This window comes from Bartonella sp. AP88XZML, from assembly GCF_042195565.1.
Lineage (GTDB): Bacteria > Pseudomonadota > Alphaproteobacteria > Rhizobiales > Rhizobiaceae > Bartonella.
On record NZ_JBHIOQ010000012.1, the window covers coordinates 53095 to 71343 of the forward strand.

The 18249-nt window shown below is 38.2% G+C and carries 14 protein-coding genes; 5 read left to right on the forward strand and 9 right to left on the reverse strand.

Features of this window, described 5'->3' with window-relative positions:
• Window positions 1–198 precede the first annotated feature (198 nt).
• Window positions 199–690: a Fur family transcriptional regulator gene (locus ACFIK2_RS00865; RefSeq protein WP_375618055.1), complete on the reverse strand. Its 492-nt coding sequence runs from the start codon at window positions 688–690 to the stop codon at window positions 199–201.
• Complete coding sequence (gene secA / locus ACFIK2_RS00870) at window positions 629–3346, reverse strand: preprotein translocase subunit SecA (RefSeq protein ID WP_375633952.1); 2718 nt, start codon at window positions 3344–3346, stop codon at window positions 629–631. Before secA ends, ACFIK2_RS00865 begins: the two co-directional genes overlap by 62 nt.
• Window positions 3347–3780: 434 nt before the next feature.
• On the opposite strand from secA, the gene ACFIK2_RS00875 reads away from it, so the two are divergent.
• The 3 genes from ACFIK2_RS00875 (at window position 3781) to mutT (ending at window position 6637) form a co-directional block, all read left to right on the forward strand.
• Entirely contained in the window at window positions 3781–4734 is a 954-nt protein-coding gene (locus ACFIK2_RS00875) for a peptidylprolyl isomerase (RefSeq protein WP_375633953.1), read from the forward strand.
• Between the two features lie 131 nt (window positions 4735–4865).
• The gene (gene argJ, locus ACFIK2_RS00880) at window positions 4866–6098 is read left to right on the forward strand and encodes a bifunctional glutamate N-acetyltransferase/amino-acid acetyltransferase ArgJ (RefSeq protein ID WP_375633954.1); all 1233 of its coding nucleotides are present in this window, start codon (window positions 4866–4868) and stop codon (window positions 6096–6098) included.
• 125 nt (window positions 6099–6223) lie between these two features.
• On the forward strand, window positions 6224–6637 hold the full coding sequence (gene mutT / locus ACFIK2_RS00885) for an 8-oxo-dGTP diphosphatase MutT (protein ID WP_375633956.1): 414 nt from the start codon (window positions 6224–6226) through the stop codon (window positions 6635–6637).
• 921 nt (window positions 6638–7558) lie between these two features.
• Here the strand turns inward: mutT and ACFIK2_RS00890 are convergent.
• The 4 genes from ACFIK2_RS00890 to ACFIK2_RS00905 all read right to left on the reverse strand — a co-directional run bounded on the left by ACFIK2_RS00890 (window position 7559) and on the right by ACFIK2_RS00905 (window position 12072).
• On the reverse strand, window positions 7559–8422 hold the full coding sequence (locus tag ACFIK2_RS00890; protein ID WP_375634025.1) for an NlpC/P60 family protein: 864 nt from the start codon (window positions 8420–8422) through the stop codon (window positions 7559–7561).
• Between the two features lie 152 nt (window positions 8423–8574).
• A complete protein-coding gene (locus tag ACFIK2_RS00895) occupies window positions 8575–9948 on the reverse strand; it encodes a M17 family metallopeptidase (RefSeq protein ID WP_375633958.1) in 1374 nt (457 codons plus the stop codon).
• 13 nt (window positions 9949–9961) lie between these two features.
• Entirely contained in the window at window positions 9962–10960 is a 999-nt protein-coding gene (gene coaA, locus ACFIK2_RS00900; protein ID WP_375633960.1) for a type I pantothenate kinase, read from the reverse strand.
• Between the two features lie 122 nt (window positions 10961–11082).
• Window positions 11083–12072 (reverse strand): asparaginase, encoded by a 990-nt coding sequence (locus ACFIK2_RS00905; RefSeq protein WP_375633962.1) that lies wholly within the window; start codon window positions 12070–12072, stop codon window positions 11083–11085.
• Between the two features lie 220 nt (window positions 12073–12292).
• Here ACFIK2_RS00905 and hslV point away from each other — a divergent pair, with 220 nt between their 5' ends.
• The gene (gene hslV, locus ACFIK2_RS00910; RefSeq protein ID WP_375633964.1) at window positions 12293–12874 is read left to right on the forward strand and encodes an ATP-dependent protease subunit HslV; all 582 of its coding nucleotides are present in this window, start codon (window positions 12293–12295) and stop codon (window positions 12872–12874) included.
• Window positions 12875–14185 (forward strand): ATP-dependent protease ATPase subunit HslU, encoded by a 1311-nt coding sequence (gene hslU, locus ACFIK2_RS00915; protein WP_375633966.1) that lies wholly within the window; start codon window positions 12875–12877, stop codon window positions 14183–14185.
• Between the two features lie 18 nt (window positions 14186–14203).
• Here hslU and ACFIK2_RS00920 read toward each other — a convergent pair whose 3' ends face one another.
• The 3 genes from ACFIK2_RS00920 to rpsO all read right to left on the reverse strand — a co-directional run bounded on the left by ACFIK2_RS00920 (window position 14204) and on the right by rpsO (window position 17982).
• Complete coding sequence (locus ACFIK2_RS00920) at window positions 14204–15199, reverse strand: class I SAM-dependent methyltransferase (protein WP_375633968.1); 996 nt, start codon at window positions 15197–15199, stop codon at window positions 14204–14206.
• A 72-nt stretch (window positions 15200–15271) separates the two neighbouring features.
• On the reverse strand, window positions 15272–17464 hold the full coding sequence (gene pnp / locus ACFIK2_RS00925) for a polyribonucleotide nucleotidyltransferase (protein WP_375676793.1): 2193 nt from the start codon (window positions 17462–17464) through the stop codon (window positions 15272–15274).
• A gap of 248 nt (window positions 17465–17712) precedes the next feature.
• Window positions 17713–17982: a 30S ribosomal protein S15 gene (rpsO, locus tag ACFIK2_RS00930; protein ID WP_375611819.1), complete on the reverse strand. Its 270-nt coding sequence runs from the start codon at window positions 17980–17982 to the stop codon at window positions 17713–17715.
• Window positions 17983–18249: the final 267 nt, after the last annotated feature.

Genomic DNA, 18249 nt, shown 5'->3' on the forward strand with positions numbered 1-18249 from the left:
AATACAATTTTTATAATATTTTGTTGCAATGATTTTTTGTTATAATATTGGCAATGAATTACCGTATAGCATCATACAAAGAGGGGTAATAAAGCAATTCTTTTTTTTTGCCAATGAAAACTATTATATTTTAAAGGTAAATTTTTATAAAATTTGATTTGCCTGAGGTATTTTATCTAATGATATATGATTACTTTTTTAAGAGTTTTTTTTTCCGTAAAGTTCAAGGCGGTGATGAATAATATCATAGCCAAGGGATTTTGCAATTTCCTCTTGCAGCTTTTCAATAACATCAGAATGAAACTCGATAACTTGTCCTGTTTCTATATCAATGAGATGATCATGATGTTGCCCATCTGCTTGCTCAAAACGAGATGGACCACCACTAAAGCTATGGCGATGAATTGTTCCATTTCCTTCTAATATTTTCATGGTTCGATAAACAGTTGAGAGTGAAATATTCGAATCTATTTTGTTTGCACGCTGAAAAATTTCAAATGCATTAGGATGATCATTTGTATCAGTCAAAATATCAAGAATAACTCGTCGTTGACGTGTTACTCTTAAACCAGCTGTGCGCAATTCTTGCTCATAATTTCGCTTTTTATTCATTTGCATAATTTGCTTTTCAAACAAAGGCTCCATGACAGTGTTTGTATTTTTTTTCTGAACCGCAAGGACAACGCTCATTACGTCCAACTTTTCCCCATGTGGTTATATCGTTAGGGTCACGATCTTGTGGATTAACAAATCTATTTTCTTGTGATCGTGCCCATAAGGTGGGAGCATTTTCTTGACTTTGATCATTAAAGACAGAAGAAGCAGCATCAGTTTGCTCAGGCATGGTCGGTTCTGTGGGGTGTTGAATGATTTCAAAGCGCATAAGCTTAGAAGTGACAATTCGGCGCAAATTTTTCAACATACTTTGAAAGAGTTCAAATGATTCTGTCTTATATTCATTGAGCGGATCCCGCTGCGCATAACCACGAAACCCAACAACAGAACGCAAATGGTCTAAACTCATCAGATGTTCACGCCATAACGTGTCAATAGTTTCGAGCAATACTGCTTTGTGAAAATAAGCCATAACTTCTGGAGAATATCGTTCAGTACGCTCATTTTCAAGTTTTGTAACAGCATCTGATACACGCTCTAGAATTTGCTCCTCGGCAATTCCATCTTCTTTTGCCCATTCTTCCACTGGAAGCTCAAGATTAAAGAGTTGTTGAAGCTCTTCTTCGAGAGTTTTTGCATCCCATTTTTCAGAATATGTCCCTGATGGAATATAAGCTTCTACGAGATCCTCTACGACTTCATTGCGCATTTCAAGGATCATTTCTGATAAATCATCTGCGTTCATAACCTCCATACGCTGTTCAAAAATAACCTTGCGTTGATCATTCATTACATCATCATATTTTAGCAGATTTTTACGAATTTCAAAGTTTCGTGCTTCGACCTTTTTTTGCGCTTTTTCAAGGGCTTTATTAATCCATGGATGGATAATAGCTTCATTTTCTTTCAATCCAAGTTTTTGCAGCATACTATCCATACGGTTAGAGCCAAAGATACGCATAAGATCATCTTGAAGAGAGAGAAAGAATTTTGAGCGACCAGGATCGCCTTGGCGACCAGAACGTCCACGAAGCTGGTTATCAATACGACGGCTTTCATGACGTTCAGTAGCGATAACGTAAAGCCCTCCAGCCGCTAAAGCTTTTTCTTTAAGCTTCTGAACATCTTTTTTTATTTCTTCAATTTTAGCTGTCCGCTCTGGACCTTCGGGGATATCCTGTAACTCTTGTCGGATGCGCATTTCAACATTACCACCAAGCTGTATATCCGTACCGCGTCCTGCCATGTTGGTTGCAATAGTGAGAGCTCTAGGAACTCCTGCTTGCGCAATGATATATGCTTCTTGTTCGTGATAGCGAGCATTTAAGACTCTAAAATCGGTAATGCCTTCTTTTCGCAAACGCTCTGCCAATTGTTCTGATTTTTCAATAGAGGTTGTTCCAACAAGAATAGGCTGTTCTTTTTCGTGTGCTTGACGGATATCACGCACAATTGCCCGATATTTCTCTTCTGCTGTTCGATAAATCTCATCATCTTCATCAATACGTTGTATTGGCAAATTGGTAGGGACTTCGACAACGTCAAGACCATAAATATTTCTGAATTCTTCGGCTTCTGTTGTTGCAGTTCCAGTCATGCCAGATAATTTTCTATACATACGGAAGTAATTTTGGAAAGTGATGGAAGCAAGTGTCTGGTTTTCTGGTTGAATAGCAACATGCTCTTTAGCTTCTAACGCTTGATGAAGTCCTTCAGAATAACGCCGCCCAGGCATCATTCGCCCTGTAAATTCGTCAATAATAACGATTTCATCATTGCGAACAATGTAATCTTTATCACGAGCAAACAGTTTATGAGCTTTTAGAGCATTATTGACATGATGAACGATAGCGACATTTTCTATGTCATAAAGACTCTCACCTTTAAGATGCCCAGCTTGTTCGAGCATTTTTTCAATTTTTTCAGTACCAACTTCGGTAAAGGTCGTTGTTTTTTGTTTTTCGTCTATTTCATAGTCTTCTGGAGTTAAGGCAGGAATAAATGTATCAATAAGGTTATAGAAGTCAGTACGATCTTCTAGAGGACCAGAAATAATAAGGGGGGTACGGGCTTCATCAATAAGAATCGAATCAACTTCATCAACAATTGCGTAATGATGTCCACGTTGGACCATTTGACTATGATCGAAGGCCATATTATCACGCAAATAATCAAAACCTAGTTCATTATTTGTGGCATAGGTAATGTCGCATGCATAGGCCTCTCGGCGGGCATCACTATCAAGATCATGAAGAATCACGCCTGTTGTAAGCCCTAGAAAACTAAAAATTTTCCCCATTGTTTCAGCATCACGACTGGCGAGATAATCGTTTACTGTCACAACATGAACGCCTTTACCTTCCAATGCATTGAGATAAATTGGTAGAGTTGCCATTAATGTTTTACCTTCACCAGTACGCATTTCAGCTATGCCACAGTCGTGAAGGACCATTCCACCAATAAGTTGCACGTCAAAAGGACGCATGTCATAAACACGTTTTGCGGCTTCACGAACAGTCGCGAAAGCTTCTGGTAAGAGCAAATTAACACTTTCACCTTCACTAAGACGTTTACGAAAGGCATCTGTTTTTTGGCAAAGCTGCTCATCACTTAATTTTACGAATTGTTCTTCCAAAGCATTAATTTGTGCAACTTTTTGGCGGAGTGCTTTGAGATGTCGCTCATGAGCTGAACCAAAAAACTTACGGGCAAAAACACCTAAACTGACCATCTCTGGCCCTTTCTTTTAATTGTTGTCACTCTTGTTGGGTAATTCATATGCTCTCCCCATACTCTACATTTCCTTCAGGTTGTCTGATATCATTGGAGACATCATGAAATGCAGATGGTACCATTATACTTGCTGGTGTGCAATTTTTCACTCTAATTGTAAAGTAGAGATAAGAGGCTAAGCGCTTTATGTCAACTTTAAGTATGCTATTTAACTGATACAATACAAAGTAATTTAAGATACAATATGTCATTTTTCTCTATTATCATGCTTTTCATCTGCATTAGATAGGATTGGAGAAACTGAGATAAAAGGATAATTTTATACTTTTTTAAAATAAATTACTAATTTATTTCTCTATGTTTAAAGATTAAAGTGTTATGTTAAAGAAAATTGGAATCTTGAACCTGCCTTCATTTTTAAGGAGTATATTTATGAAATTTAACTTTATCGCGCTTTTTTTAGCATCAACTTTATTGGCAAGTACAAGTTTAGGGGTGAGAGCCCAAGAAGGTTTGAATTCATCGTCGAATGATTTAAAGACTTTGGAGAAAGCTTCTGAAAAAGCCGTTTCTCCTTCTCATGTTATGGCGGTTATTGATGGGAAAAATATTACAGCAGGCCAATTGGATGATTTAGCACTTGAAATAAATCCTAATTTAGCACGTTTTCCTGATGAACAACGTCGTATGATGGTTCTAAAAGCTTATTTAGATATGCAGGCACTTGCAAAAGCAGCAAGAAGCAAAGGTCTTGATAAGACAGAAGCTTACGATAAACGTATGGCAGTCATGCGTGACAATGTTCTTCAACAGCTTTATTTTAAACAGGCGATTGTTGACAAAATATCGGATACTGATTTGGAAGCTCTTTATAAGCAAGAAGTTGCTGCTTTACCTAAAGAGGATGAGGTTAAAGCGCGTCATATTTTGGTCAAAACGAGAAAAGAAGCAGAAGCTATCATTAAGCATTTAAATAAAGGCGAAAATTTTGAAGAGATTGCAAAGAAAAGTTCAACAGATGGTTCTGCTGCCGTTGGGGGTGATCTTGGTTATTTTAGCCATGGTCAAATGGTCAAGCCTTTTGAAGATGCTGCATTTGGTTTGAAAGTTGGCGAATACACTAAACAACCCGTTGAAAGTCCTTTTGGTTGGCATATTATTAAATTAGAAGATCGTCGTGTAAAACAACCGCCTGCATTTGATGATGTTAAAGAGATGTTGCGGACACAGCTGATAAAAAAGCGCTATCAAGAACTAATTGTTGATTTACGTAGCAAGATAGATGTGAAATACCCTGATCCTAATGTTACAAAAATCATGGAATCGCTTCATCAAAATGGGACGCTACTTCCCGATGAAACATCTGATGAAGAAGATACGGAATAGCTAGGAAAAATAGGTGGATAGCCTCTTTAATAGATAATTTGCTAGGTTAGTTTTGTTCAAAAAGCCTAGCAGTTTTCTATGAGAGGTTATTGATCTGCAATCGTTTCATTTGTTTTTATAGAAAGCATATTGTGGTTTTGAAAATTTCTCCTTTGTCGCCTCAAAAGATCCAGGAGCTTTCTCCATTATCTGGTGTACGGATAGCAACAGCTGAAGCTGGGATTAAATATAAAGATCGTACAGATCTTCTTTTCATCATATTTGATAAGCCAGTGAGTGTGGCCGGTGTTTTTACTCGTTCAAAATGTCCATCTGCCCCTGTAGAGCATTGTCGTGCATCGCTTCCTCATGGGGTTGCGAGGGGTGTTGTTGTGAATTCTGGAAATGCAAATGCTTTTACAGGAAGCAAAGGAAAGCACACAACCGATGCAATTATTTGTGCAGCAGCGAACGCTTTAAAGGTTAGAGAAGATGAAATTTTTATAGCTTCTACGGGTGTTATTGGTGAGCCAATGGATGCATCGGGTATTGTCAATCTTTTACCAAGTATGACAGAGACAGCAGAAGAGGGAAATTGGTTGGAAGCTGCAAAAGCCATAATGACAACGGACACATTTCCAAAACTTGCGACGCGCACTTTTGACTGTGGGGGAGAGCGTGTTACCATTAATGGAATTGCAAAAGGTGCTGGTATGATTGCACCCGATATGGCGACAATGCTGTCATTTGTGGTTAGTGATGCTACCATTTCTTCGGATGTACTCCAATCCATGTTATCAGAGGCAGTTGAGGGTTCTTTCAATTCAATTACTGTTGATAGCGATACCTCAACTTCAGATACGCTTATGTTGTTTGCGACAGGGAAAGAACATTTTCCATGTCTTACAAGTAAATCTGATCCGCGTTATGGGGTTTTTGTGAAACAATTGAGTGCACTTCTGCATGAACTTGCACTACAAGTTGTTTGTGATGGTGAAGGTGCTCGTCATTTAATTGAGGTTAATGTGGTGGGTGCTACAACAAATAATGCAGCTAAAACTATTGCTTTATCAATTGCAAATTCACCGCTCGTAAAAACGGCTATTGCCGGTGAAGATGCGAATTGGGGGCGGGTCGTTATGGCAGTTGGGAAGGCCGGTGTTGAAGTCGATCGTGATCTATTGACGATTTGGTTTGGTGAGCATCGTGTGGCCGTGAATGGCGTACGAGATCCTGAGTATTGTGAAGAAACAATAGGTACTTATATGCAAGGTAAGCACATCACGATTCGTGTTGATATCGGTTTGGGTAAGAGCACGGCGACGGTTTGGTCTTGCGATTTAACAAAAGAGTACGTTATGATCAATAGCGATTACAGAAGTTAATGGATGCACTTTATATTTAACAGTTTATTATTTTTCAGAGCAAATGGGGTATGTGAGCTCTTTTAGGAGCAGAGGGGATATGATAGAAAAGTCAGTTATCTTTATGTTCCCTATTGGGGAGTGATATGTGTATGAAAAGTTCCATTCTTCTTGTTGTTGCATGCGCACTGTTAGATCAGAATAATCGTGTTTTGCTTACACAGCGTCCTGAAGGAAAATCGCTGGCTGGTTTATGGGAGTTTCCTGGTGGCAAGGTTGAGCAAGGTGAAACTCTGGAAGCATCATTGATTCGTGAACTAGAGGAAGAGCTTGGTATTTATGTTCAACCAAATAATTTACACCCTTTAACATTTGCAAGTCATAGCTATAAAACATTTCATCTCTTAATGCCATTGTATCTTTGTGACCATTATGAGGGCGTTGCGCAAGGACGAGAAGGGCAAAATTTAGAATGGGTTTTTATTAATGATCTTGATAAATACCCTATGCCTGATGCTGATAAACCATTGGTTCAGGTATTGAAAAATCACCTTCTTTAATGTGTCATAAGAAGGAAATATTGTTTAAATATAAATCAATATATTGAGTTATAATAATAATTTATAATTTTTTTTTATGTTGAATGGGGAAGTCCAGGGTCATAAAAAATTTTTTCATTTCAAATCTGTTTTATGTTAAATTAATCAAAATCATTCTTTTGCACGTTCCAAGTGGGGCGGGTCATATGGATAAAATTATTTAAGACAGAAATAAATAAAATACGTGCTGAAAGAACACTCTTCAATAGCCAAGGGTTATCGCAACATTGAGAATTGGCAAAAAGTGTATAATGATGCCTTTGCGCGCTTCATAAGCATAAAAATGGTGGTAGATAATGGATTTATACTTTTCGCGATTATTATTGAGAGATTGTCTTGGATGCATCGAGAGATATTAGGAGTATTTATTTCATAAGATATCGATAATAGGAAAAATTTCAAAAAATGTTGCTTTTGATTAAGAGGGGCATATCCCTTACGTAATATAGAACGCCATTGTGTTGCATATTTACGGGGTTGTTTAAAAGAGACATCTCGCAATATTCCAAAGCCCATTTCGTGCTGGCACTCGTGAATGGTATAATGGTAAAGCCTTATAAGATAAAATCTATTGAGCGCCACTATCTTTACGCTTATGAAGGAGTAAGCTGGTTCCAATGTTAGTTATGATAGCTCTTGGCATTTGAGAGCATTCAGAAGGGATATTTTTTCTTTTCGTAATCATTTTTACTTATACATCAATTTCGCTTGTGATGAACAAGCAAGCGATTTTGATTGATTCAACATAAAAACAGATTTGAAATAAGAGAATTTTACGATATTTAGAATGCTTGATGCAGAGCGAATGATGGATAGTTATCCTTATAAATCAATCTATTGTATAATAAAAACATTCAATTAACTTTTTATAGGAGGCATGTATTAAGTTTCTTGAATTGGACGGCGTTTTGCGATGGGATATTGATTTTTTTTAGCGATACGCGTAATTGTTTTTTCCAATGGCTCAATCATAACGTCCATAGAAAAACCATTTGCGTGAATAATATTTGCGTGATCGACCATAATAGCAACATGATCTTTCCAAAAAATTAAATCACCTCGTTGAAGTTTATCAGTATCTGTAAGAGGACTGCCTATAGTTTTTTGCTGCATATCGGTGTCACGTAAAACTATTTGATCAGTCATCATCATAGAGAGCTGAATGAGTCCCGAACAATCAATTCCAAAACCGCTGACACCACCCCAAAGATAAGGTGTACGGATAAAGGTTTCTGCAACTGTGACATAATCTTCATATACGCGTCCAATGGGGCTGAGATGGCTCGTAATGATTGCTGTTCTATTTTCAAGAATAGAATACATTGTGTCACGGACTTCAATTTCATCAACAACACTGACTTTGCTTCCCATAGATAATGGGGATACTATTGGTCCACGTAAGTCAGCGTGTAAATATTTAAATGTGCGTGGTACTGAAACAACATGGGTTTGTTTTATGGTTGATGTACAAAGAACTTTTGTATCAATATAACCGACATAACCATCTTTGAGTGATTGTCCCCACGACAATGTTTCCCCTTGTTCAAAAATGAGAAGTTCTTCTCCCAATAAGCATTCTGTTTGTCTTTCACTTTTTTTACTATTTTCTTTAAAAAGTTCAGCGACCGCTGTATTAACACGTCTTTTTTCACCTTGAACAAAGCGCTGAGCTGTAATTTCTGTTTCAAGACGTTGATCTGCTAGATCATCTCTGAATGCATGAAGTCTTGGGTCTTTAGAGATCATCTTTTTGCTGTCCATTTTGTTACTCCTTACCTTTAAACAAACTCATGAAAACTGTATTGGTAAGGTTTTTATCCTCAAACAAAACTAAGAACACAGTGTAAGACCAATTATTCTTTAAGCTGCAAAATTGTCCATTTTTGTGGATATTTGTGTCAAAATTCATTTTTAAAAATATTATAAAGGGCACGAATAGTTTGTGCTGATCCACCAATAGGGTATCCTGGTTTTTCTTTTGGAACCCATCCATAAAGGTCAAAATGCGCAAAATGTTCAGCTTTTTCAACAAAAGAATTAAGAAATAAAGCAGCCGTTATAGAACCAGCAAAGCTATTTCCAGTTACATTGTTAAGATCAGCAATTGGTGATGATAACATCTCTTGATAAGGTTTCCAAAGGGGCATTTGCCAAAGAGGATCAAAGACAGCGTGAGCAGATTCAGAAATTTGTTGTGCCCATATTGAATCATTACAATAAAATGCGGGAAGATCTGGTCCTAATGCTATACGCGCTGCCCCTGTTAAAGTAGCCATACAAAGCATGAATTGTGGACTTTCTTCATCACCATAGGCGAGTGCATCGGCAAGGACAATTCGCCCTTCAGCATCTGTATTACCTACTTCAACACTTAAACCTTTACGACTTTTGAGAATATCACCTGGTCGGTAAGCATTCCCAGAAATTGCATTTTCTACAGCTGGAATCAAAACGCGTAAACGGAAAGGCAATTTTGCATCCATGATAAGTTTAGCCAATCCCAAAACGTTTGCTCCACCCCCCATATCTTTTTTCATAAGCAACATGTTATTGGCTGATTTAATATCGAGACCTCCAGTATCAAAAGTTACGCCTTTGCCCACCAACGTTATTTTAGGATGATGTTCTTGCCCCCAGAGTAACTCAATCAGTCGTGGTGCAGTGCTGCCTGCTCGTCCTACAGCATGAATCATCGGAAAGTTATGGATTAAGAGATCGTCTCCACAAATACTTTTGATATGAGCACCGTAGGTTTTTCCTAGTTTTCGAGCTTCTTTTTCGAGAGTATCAGGGTTCATATCATTGGCTGGAATATTAATGAGATCACGGACGAAAAAGACAGCTTCATAAATTCGTTGGAGCTCATTAAGATCAATCGCCTCATTGACATGGATAGATAATGATTTGAAAGAAGAATTTTGACGATAGCGATTAAATTGATAGCTACCAAATGCCAATCCAAGATAGGTATTTATTTCATCAGAGGTTGTACCTTCTAGATGCCATTGACCAGCAGGAAGCTTTTGAGCAAGCAGTCCTGTGATAAAAGGATCGTTACCATTGCCAATTCCAAATAAAACTTTTTTTAAATGTCCCGTTTCGTGAGGAATAAAGAGTATTTGTCCTGCTTTACCAGTAAAGTCATTAACTTTTATCCATGCTGTTGTTGACGCATCAAGTGATAAGTTGGCAAGAGTTCTTTGGTTTACCAAGATGATAGGGCAACTGTTATCGATACGCGTTGAGGTAAAATGAATGTGGTGGTGCTGCATAGTGATGAGATCCTTATAGTCGTCTAAGTGCGACATATTCGACCAAATGATTTTTTCCCTTTCGTAGAATGAGATTGGACCGTGGTCGTGTTGGCAATATATTTTCCTGTAAATTTTTTAAATTAATCGTTTGCCAAAGATCCTCAGCGATTTTTGAAGCTTCTTTTTCATTGAGGTGGGCATAACGATGAAAATAGGATTCAGGATTTTGAAAAGCTGTTTTACGCAAACGTTTAAAGCGCTCTAAATACCAGTGACGAATGACTTCTGTTTCGGCATCGACATAGATTGAAAAATCAAAAAAATCTGATACGAAAGGAATAACTTTCCCATCTTTAGGAAGATCACTGACCTGTAATACATTAATACCTTCAACAATTAAAATATCAGGACGATCAATGGTAATAGTCTGATTTTCTAGAACATCATAGATCATATGTGAGTAAAGCGGGGCACGGACATTTCCGATACCTGCTTTTATCGCCGAAAGAAAGCACAGCAACTTTTTAATGTCATAGGAATCAGGAAATCCTTTGCGATTCATTCGATTTTTTTGCTGTAAGATTGCGTTAGGATAGAGAAAACCATCCGTCGTTATCAGATCAACTTTAAGGCTAGATGTCCATCTTTTCAACAGTTCTTGAAGAATGCGAGCCGTGGTTGATTTTCCTACAGCTACAGAACCAGCAATTCCAATAATAAAGGGCGTTTTTCTACTCTCTTCTTGATGGAGAAACTGCTGACGTTTGTGAAAAAGTTCCTGTACTGCTTCAACATGGCATGATAATAGACGCGATAAAGAAAGATAAATGCGTTGGACTTCTTTAAGATCAATAGGATCATCAATAGAGCGTAAACGCTTAATTTCATCAAAAGTCAAAGTAAGAGGTGTGTCTGCACGAAACTCTGACCATTCTTGTGCAGTAAAAACGCGATAGGGTGAATATCGGTCAGAAACGGATTTGACCAGATTATCTTTCTGATTAATTTTTTGTATAGTCGTATCAATCATTTGTATTGGTCGAGAATTTTTTGCAGCAGCAATTGATTAAGAGCAGACAGATGAGCGGCTTTATTTTCAAGTAAATTTTGTTTTGCATGCTCTCTTCTTTTAAGATAATAGATCATTTTTCATTAACTTATAGTCCAGTCATTCCAGTTTGCACGGATTTGTGCTAATGAGTACCCTTGTGCCCAAAAAGCCCATAAAAGTAGGCGCGCTTTTACGGCTGATAAATAACCAGACATGAGAGCACCAGAAGCAATCATATCGATTTCGGAGCCTTTATAGCCATAAGTTATACGAGTTGTTGAGCCATTACAACAACGACTAGCAATAATGATTGGTATTTTTTGTGCATATTGTTGTACAAGGTCTGCTTCTTGAAAACTACAGTGTCCTGCACCAAAACCAGCAATAACAACTCCAGCATAATACCCACTTTCAAGGCATAGTTTCATTAATTGTGCATCAGATGATAAAGAGGAATAGAGGAGTGCAATTTGATGATCATGGTTTTGGGGAAGATCAAACGTTTTTGGGAAAAATTTTCGATCATTGAAATAAATAAGTTTTCCCTCTAAAATAGTTCCTAAAATACCTGCAAGACCTGATTGAAATGTTTCGACTTTGACGGTATGACTTTTATAGAGCCAATAAGGTGAATGAATTGTATCATTTATGACAACAAGAACGCCCCTGTTACGACTTTGTGTGGCTGCTGCGACACGAGTGGCTGCTAAAATGTTGGCGGGGCCATCGGCGCCTGCTTCATGAGGCATGCGCATAGCACCGGTTATGATGAGTGGTTCGGCTTCTTTCCAATAAAGAGAAAGAAAAAAAGCTGTTTCTTCCAGAGTATCAGTCCCTTGTGTTAAAACAATACCTTCTGCACCAGCGTTTATTTGTTGTTTTGCCCACTTAATTATTTCAAAAAGCATTTGAAACGATAAAGATCCACTTGGTATTTGCATTAATGTTTGTGCATTAATATCAGCAACGTTATTTAAATCAGGAACACTTTTTATGAGGTTATCTGAAGTTAAAGTCGGTTGCATGTGACCAAAACTATCAGCAGTCATTGCAATTGTTCCACCTAAGGTCCCTATGGCTATTTTTTTCATAATTTTCCTCTAAAAAGCACAAACTGTTTATATAAAGCTATTTAGCAGTAATTTACATTGACAACAATGATATCATTTTTCCATTTTCAACAAATTGAGTTATGCTGAATCATTGTGTTTTGCTGTATATGTTCTTAAATAGGACAATAGTAATTGAGTTTTACATTGTATGAAAAGAAATCAATATTAAAAAGTAAAGTTAATATTAAGGAGTTTCCTTATGACAGAACATAAGCCAGACATAATGTATGGTACAACAATTATTACGGTACGAAAAGGTGGAAAAGTCGTGATGTCCGGGGATGGTCAGGTCTCTCTTGGACAGACAATTATGAAAGGTAATGCACGTAAAGTGCGTCGTCTTGGAAAGAACGGAGTGGTTATTGCTGGTTTTGCTGGTGCTACGGCAGATGCTTTTACATTACTGGAGAGATTGGAAACAAAGCTTGAGCAATATCCTGATCAGCTTATGCGTGCTTGTGTGGAACTTGCAAAAGATTGGAGAACAGATCGCTATTTGCGTCGTCTCGAAGCAATGATGCTCGTGGCTGATAAGAAAGTAACTTTGGCTCTAACAGGGCTTGGTGATGTCTTAGAACCAGAAGATGGGGTTATGGCAATTGGCTCTGGAGGAAATTTTGCTCTTTCAGCAGCGCGTGCACTCATGGATTTGGATTTGGATGCAGAAACTATTGCTCGTAAAGCTATGGCTATTGCCGCTAAAATTTGTGTTTACACCAATGATCATTTTACGATTGAAACATTGGATGCAGAATTATCTTCTTTAGAGAAAGCTATTTAAATGTGTGTTGTATTTTCCCCTCGTGAAACTGTTTCTGAACTTGATCGTTTTATTATTGGCCAAAATGATGCCAAACGCTCTGTAGCTATTGCACTGCGCAATCGGTGGCGTAGGCAACAGCTTGATGCGCCGATGCGTGAAGAAGTTATGCCAAAAAATATTTTAATGATAGGGCCAACAGGAGTTGGTAAAACTGGTATTGCACGTCGATTAGCAAAACTTTCTGGAGCACCCTTCGTTAAAGTAGAAGCGACTAAATTTACTGAAGTTGGTTATGTGGGACGTGATGTTGAGCAAATTATTCGAGATCTTGTTGAAATTGCCATTTCTCTTGTGCGTGAAAAGAAACGGGATGAAATAAAAGAAAAGGCTCACGTGAATGCTGAAGAGCGCGTTTTAGATGCCCTTGTTGGTAAAACAGCCAGTCCCGCTACCCGTGATAGTTTTCGCAAAAAATTGCGTGGAGGTGAATTGGATGAGAAAGAGATTGAAATTGAAGTAGCCGATAATAATAGCAATAGTGCTTCAACCTTTGATATTCCTGGTATGCCTGGGGCACAAATGGGTATTATGAATTTATCAGATATTTTGGGTAAAATGGGCAGTCGTACAAAAGTTCGTAAGACGACAGTAAGGGATGCTTTTAAGCCGCTCATTGATGATGAATCTGAAAAACTCCTTGATCAGGATCAAATTATTCAAGAAGCGCTTCGTGTTGCTGAAAATGACGGGATTGTTTTTATTGACGAGATTGATAAAATTGCAACTAGGGATGGTGGAGCAAGTGTTGCGGTTTCGCGTGAGGGCGTTCAACGGGATCTTTTGCCTTTGGTTGAAGGAACAACAATTGCTACAAAATATGGGCAAATCAAAACAGATCATATTCTTTTTATTGCCTCAGGTGCATTTCATGTTTCTAAGCCATCTGATTTATTACCGGAACTTCAAGGACGTTTGCCCATCCGTGTGGAGCTAAACCCTTTAACAAGAGAAGATTTACGGCGCATTCTAACGGAACCAGAAGCTAGTTTGATTAAACAATATATTGCTCTTATGGCAACAGAAGAGGTTCATTTAGAAATTACCGATGATGCAATTGATGCTTTAGCAGATATTGCTGTAGATTTAAATGCAAGGATTGAAAATATAGGGGCACGTCGTTTGCAAACAGTGATGGAGCGCGTTTTGGATGAAATTTCTTTCACGGCACCTGATAAAGCTGGAACATCCTTTACAATTGATGCCGCTTATGTGAGAAAATCTATTGGCGAACTTGCTGCTGATATCGATCTTTCACGTTTTATTCTTTAGAGTTATCGCTTGTTTTCTTTATCTGCGCGCTTCGATAATTTTGAAACCATGGGCTTGTTCATGTATCAACACTGTGCGGAAAATATTTTTTAATAATGTTTCATAAGGCAGGTGGCGGTTTGCAACAAAAAGCAGACTGCCGCCTGGTTTTAGGCACTTTGCAGCATTTATAATAAAATTTTTTCCTAATGAAATATCTGTCGTTTGTTGCGTGTGAAACGGTGGGTTTGAAATGATTGTGTCATACAGATTTGTGATAGGTTCATGCACAAGGTCGTGCCAATAAAAATGAATTGAAAAAGGAGCTGTTCTGGATTTAAGGTGCTGTTTTGCTGCTCTCAAAGCGTTGTAGTCTGCTTCATAAAGGTCGAGAGCGGTGAGTTTTTCACTTCTTTCAAGCGCAACGTGAGAAAGATAGCCCCATCCAGCACCAAAATCAGCCATTTTTCCAGAAATAACTTTGGGCATATAAGAAGCAAGTGCAGCGGATCCCGGATCAATACGTCCGTGTGAGAACATACCAGAAGTGGTTTGAAATTTACCAAAAGTGAGCGGTGGTGAGCGCAATTGTGCAATGTTATGTCTCTCAATTTGTTGAGGAACTTGCAACCAAAATACAAGACCATGATTTTTAGACAATTTGTTGGTGATGGGAACAATTGTTTTGACCCACTTCATCATTGAAGCAGCACCAGCAGTTTTATTCCCACTGATTACAATCCATCCATTGGGTTTAACGCATTCTAATAAATCAAGAAAACAATTTTGGTTAAAACCACGATATTTGCTCAAATGTAAAAATGCACCATCATAGCTGAAGGTTTTATCTATTTGGGGAGAGCAGTGAAATTGAGTATCGACAAATTTTAAAAAATCTGGTCGCCAAGGCGTAATAACTTTTAAATTCTGTGCCCATTCTGGAGCTGGGATTTCTGTTAAACCGAAACTTAACCAACATTGGTTTGGATCAGGATATGGGAGTTCATGATTTTCAAAAGGCAAAAATAATAACACATATGACTCTTTCAAAGAAAAATGCCACTCCAATGTTGAGATGGCATTTCATGATACGATAAGAGGAAAAACTTACTCTTCTTTCTTACGGCGGCGCTTATTTTCAGGTTGTTTTTTTTCATCCACGTACTTTTCTTCATTGATTGCTTTATCACCGGTGATTTCCTTTCCGGTTGTTTGATCAACGACCTTCATTGATAATCGAACTTTTCCACGCTCATCAAAGCCCATTAATTTAACCCAAACTTTGTCACCTTCTTTTACAATATCGGTTGTTTTGCTGACGCGTTCTGATGCAAGCTGAGAGATATGAACGAGTCCATCACGAGAACCAAAGAAGTTTATAAACGCACCAAACTCTGCAGTTTTTACAACTGTCCCTTGGTAGATAGCACCAACTTCAGGCTCATCGACAATAGAATGGATCCAACGTTTTGCTGCTTCAATGGTTTTAGCATCAGCAGAAGCAATTTTAATGGTACCATCATCTTCAATATTAATTTTTGCTCCCGTTTGTTCCACGATTTCCCGAATAACTTTACCACCAGAGCCGATAACATCACGGATTTTATCGACAGAAATATTCATAACTTCGATTCGTGGAGAAAATTCACTTAGCTCAGCACGTGCACTGGTTAAAGCTTTCGCCATCTCATTAAGGATATGGATTCGTCCACCTTTGGCTTGTTCAAGCGCGATTTTCATAATCTCTTCGGTAATACCATCAATTTTGATATCCATTTGCAAGGCAGTAATACCATTTTCTGTTCCTGCGACTTTAAAATCCATATCTCCAAGATGATCTTCATCCCCTAAAATATCAGAAAGAACAGCAAAGCGTTCTCCTTCTTTAATCAAGCCCATAGCAATACCAGCAACAGGGCGTGCTAGAGGAACACCAGCATCCATAAGAGCAAGTGAGGTTCCACAAACCGTTGCCATAGAAGAAGAGCCATTGGATTCAGTGATTTCTGAGACAGCACGAATGGTATAAGGAAAAGATTCTTTCGTTGGTAACATGGGGTGAATTGCCCGCCATGCCAATTTGCCATGTCCAATTTCACGACGACCAGGAGAACCAAGGCGTCCCGTTTCACCCACTGAAAATGGTGGAAAATTGTAATGGAGAAGGAATGTTTCCTTATACATTCCTGTCAAGGAATCAACATATTGTTCATCTTCACCAGTTCCCAATGTTGCAACGACAATCGCTTGTGTTTCTCCGCGGGTAAAGAGTGCTGATCCATGTGTGCGGGGTAAAATACTTACTTCTGATTGGATAGGGCGTACGGTAGAAAGATTGCGTCCATCAATCCGCTTTTGGGTATCAAGAATGTTTCCGCGAACAATTTTTGCTTGCAACTGTTTAAATACGGTTGCAATTTGATCTGCACTAAATTGACAATCTTTTTCTGGTTCTGGCATAAATTTATTGAGGATTTCTGTCTTTAGTGCATCAATTGCAGCATAACGTTCTTGCTTATCAGTAATTGTGTAAGCCTTTCGTATATCCTGTTCTGCCATTTTCTGCATCGCTTTTTCAAGTTCAGAAAGATCTTCAGGAACAAAATCACGAGGATCTTTTGCAGCAACTTCAGCAAGCTTTATAATGGCATCAAGGACAGGTTGAAGGCCTTTGTGACCAAACATTACGGCCCCCAACATGATATCTTCCGGTAATTCTTGTGCTTCTGATTCAACCATCAAAACAGCACTTTCTGTTCCAGCAACAACAAGATCAAGTTTTGATTCAGGCATTTCATCGATATGAGGATTAAGAACATATTGTCCATTACAATAGCCAACGCGGGCACCAGCTATAGGCCCCATGAAAGGAACACCTGACAGGGTCAATGCGGCAGAAGATGCAATCATCGCAAGGATATCGGGATTGTTTTCGAGATCATGCTGTATAACGGAAACAATAACTTGTGTATCATTTTTATATCCCTCAACGAAAAGGGGACGAATTGGGCGATCAATCAAACGTGAAACCAAAGTTTCATTTTCACTTGGTCGACTTTCACGTTTTAAATAGCCCCCAGGTATTCGACCAACAGCATAGGATTTTTCTTGATAATTAACGGTGAGTGGAAAAAAGTCCTGGTCTGGTTTTGGGATTTTGGCCGATACAACGGTAGCTAAGACAATCGTTTCTCCATAGGTAGCAATCACTGCACCATCAGCTTGACGCGCTATTTTCCCTGTTTCAAGGGTGAGCGGACGCCCGGCCCATTCAATTTCTATCTTGTGCGTTTTGAACATTTTTTATCCTTAATGACCAGTGTTTAAATCTTTAATTGCTCACATTCTGGTTTTGCGTAGCATACTTCCAAGATCTGGGGTGGACAACATACTTTTTATCTTTGTTGCAAGAAAAGAGAAGTAAACTGCTTAAATGCGAAATGATGAGCAGTCCTATCCCATAATAACTTATCAGTTTTTAAAATTTTTAATTAAAAGCAACACGATGAAAAAATGGGTGTTTTTTTAATACCACTTCCATTTTTCTTTTAGCGACGCAAACCTAACTTCTTTATAAGTGTCTGATAACGATTTTGGTCAACTCCTTTAAGATAATCAAGAAGGCGCCGGCGTTGAGATACCATCTTCAAAAGACCACGACGAGAATGATTATCCTTTTTGTGAGATTTAAAGTGGTTTGTTAAATTAGAAATACGTTCAGAAAGTACAGCAATCTGTACTTCTGGTGATCCTGTATCACCAACTTTGTTTGCATATTCTGCGACAAGAGCTTTTTTACGTTCAGCTGTAATCGACATCGTATTATCCTTTCCAAAAATGAAGAAACATAAAGTCACCCATAGCCGAGATGTCGTTCAGCAAGGGTCTGTGAGAAAACAGGAAAAGTCGAAGACTCTTACCTATTTTCGTTCTTATATAGGAAAGAAGGTTAAAATACTAGTCCTTTACAGCATTTTGAAGTCTTTCTTTAAATAAAAGCTTTTGTTTTGAAATATTGATTTAAATAGAGTTTTATGAGAAGTTTTTTAAAGAATTATGCATCCTTTTGATACAAAGATTATGAG